Annotated in this window: 2 protein-coding genes and 1 pseudogene; all 3 read left to right on the forward strand. The window is 61.3% G+C overall.

Annotation, left to right across the window (positions count from 1 at the left end):
- On the forward strand, positions 1-555 hold a 555-nt coding region (locus tag G6032_RS02900), incomplete at its 5' end, for a hypothetical protein (protein ID WP_206211773.1).
- Between the two features lie 301 nt (positions 556-856).
- On the forward strand, positions 857-1,357 hold the full coding sequence (locus tag G6032_RS02905) for a hypothetical protein (RefSeq protein ID WP_165280642.1): 501 nt from the start codon (positions 857-859) through the stop codon (positions 1,355-1,357).
- Positions 1,358-1,607: 250 nt separating this feature from the next.
- A pseudogene (locus G6032_RS15580) lies at positions 1,608-2,127 on the forward strand (transposase); the annotation flags it as partial.

Consider the following 2,127-nt stretch of genomic DNA (forward strand, 5'->3'; position numbering starts at 1 on the left):
AGCCTCGGTAATGTGGTTGCGAAGCCGCAATCACACCAGTTGGCCGTGACGCTCGAGTATCGGCGAGTCAGAGACCCGACAGGTTTCCTGAACACCTTCCCGAACGGCGGCATCCGGCAGGTGATTCACCGCGAGGCGAGGGTGTACCTCTGCGATCTCGGCCGCGGCACCGCCGAGCTTGTCGCGACCGTCCCTGACTTTGGGGGCATTCCTAACCCCAAGTCGGCCTGGATCGAGGGTTGGCAGGCCGACGCGCTTTACTTCCGCCTGTTCGGATACGGTGGAGATCGACGCCGCGGTGACGACCTTTCCGACGAGCGACGGCTGTTCTTTCGCATCACCCCAGATGGGCGAGTTATTGAGATTCACGAGCTCCCGGAAGGCCTGGAACGCGGGCGCAACAGTGGACCGGCGCAATCGCCCCCCTTGCTGCGCTGGAGCGCGGGGCACCTCGATGTTGAGATCGCGATTGACGCGCGATTCTCGGAAACGACCCGCCTGGCGCGCCTGACATTCGATCCGGAAACTGGCGAACCGCGCCTGTCCATGCCCTAGCCGGCCGGCAACCAAGCTGCGGTGGCTCACTCGGCGAGCACGCCGTGCCCCCACCTATGCCCCAAACCAAGGGATTCCAATCCCTTCACCTCCCGGCATAAAGCTCCAACCCTTTGAAAAGGTTGGTGGGCCCGCCAGGCATCCCCGGCACCTCGATGAGGCACCGTTCTTTCGCCGATGGCTCGAGGGCGAACCTGGAACAGTGGGACCCAAACGGACGCACTGCATGCCCTTGAGCTAGAATTTGCGCCTCTGACCCGAAGCGGTCGTCCAGGTGAGCGCGTATAGCGTCGATCATGCGATGAACTGGGAAGCTATCAGTACGATTGCAGAGATCGTGGGCGCAACGGCAGTGGTGGTTTCCCTCGTATACCTGGCTATCCAGATTCGCCAGAACAACCGCCAGGTCAAGGAGCAGATCCGTGCGTTACGCTTACAGGCGTACGATGCTGCTGGCGCGGATTTTTCCGCTCTGAGACTGCACGTCAGCGGCTCGCAACAACGCGCATCCGTTTGGCGTCGAGTGAAAGCACGCTATCGTGCGCTCGAGCCGGATGAGCAGGCGCAGGCAAACGAGATGCTGCACGAGCTGATGTGGGCCTACCAGAATATCTTCTCGCGCCTTTCTGGCGGGGCTGAAGACGAAGCACTTCGAAGTATTGTCGACAAGAATCTCGGCCACTGGATGGCCAATCCCGGGTTTCGAGAGTGGTGGCAAACGGAAACAAAGACGCCGTTTACGGACGAGTTCGAAGCCCTTGTGGACGAAGTCTGCTCAAGGATGGAGCAGGTGCATGCCTGAGTGCCGGTCCCTGGCCGTCAGCTGCAATCACGAGCCCGCCGGCCGGTCCTCTTGGGTCGCATATCCGGCCAGCTGAAACCCGGGCGACCCGGCCGCTCCCCACCTATGCCGACACCAAGGGATTCCAATCCCCTGGTCTCCCGGCATAAAGCTCCAACCCTCTGAAAAGGTTGGTGGGCCCGTAAGCTTCCCGCTCTCGTGGACAGGTAAAAAGTAGAGCTTCCTGGCATCTTACTGCCAGGAGGTTCTGATGAGGAAATCACGATTCACGGAGACGCAGATCGTCTCGATCCTGAAGTCGGCGGACGCCGGGATGCGGATCAGCGAGCTTTGCCGCAAGCACGGAATTTCGGAGGCCACGTACTACAAGTGGAAATCGAAGTACGGCGGCATGGAAGCCTCGGACCTGAAACGGGTCAAAGAGCTCGAAGCCGAGAACGCGAGGCTCAAACGCATGTATGCAGACTTGGCGCTCGAGAACACAGCGATGAAGGATCTGATCTCAAAAAAACTGTAGGGCCGGCTGCGAAACGCGACGCCGCGCGGTATCTGGTCGAGGAGCACGATCTCCCGGTGACTCGATCATGCCGCTGCGTGGGACTGTCGCGGTCGGCCTTCTACCGGGTTCCGGATGACTGGACGGTTCGGGATGCACAGGTGATCGGCGCGTTGGCGACCCTGGTGGAGGGCCGTCCGAGCCGGGGGTTCTGGAAGTGCCGGAAGATCCTCCGGCGCCAGGGCCGGCCGTGGAACCACAAGCGGATCTATCG

Origin of the sequence: Wenzhouxiangella sp. XN24, assembly GCF_011064545.1 — a bacterium.
Lineage (GTDB): Bacteria > Pseudomonadota > Gammaproteobacteria > Steroidobacterales > XN24 > XN24.

Coding starts and splice junctions, on each gene's coding strand:
- G6032_RS02905 (WP_165280642.1), top strand. CDS start 857: ATGAACTGGGAAGCTATCAGTACGATTGCAGAGATCGTGGGCGCAACG.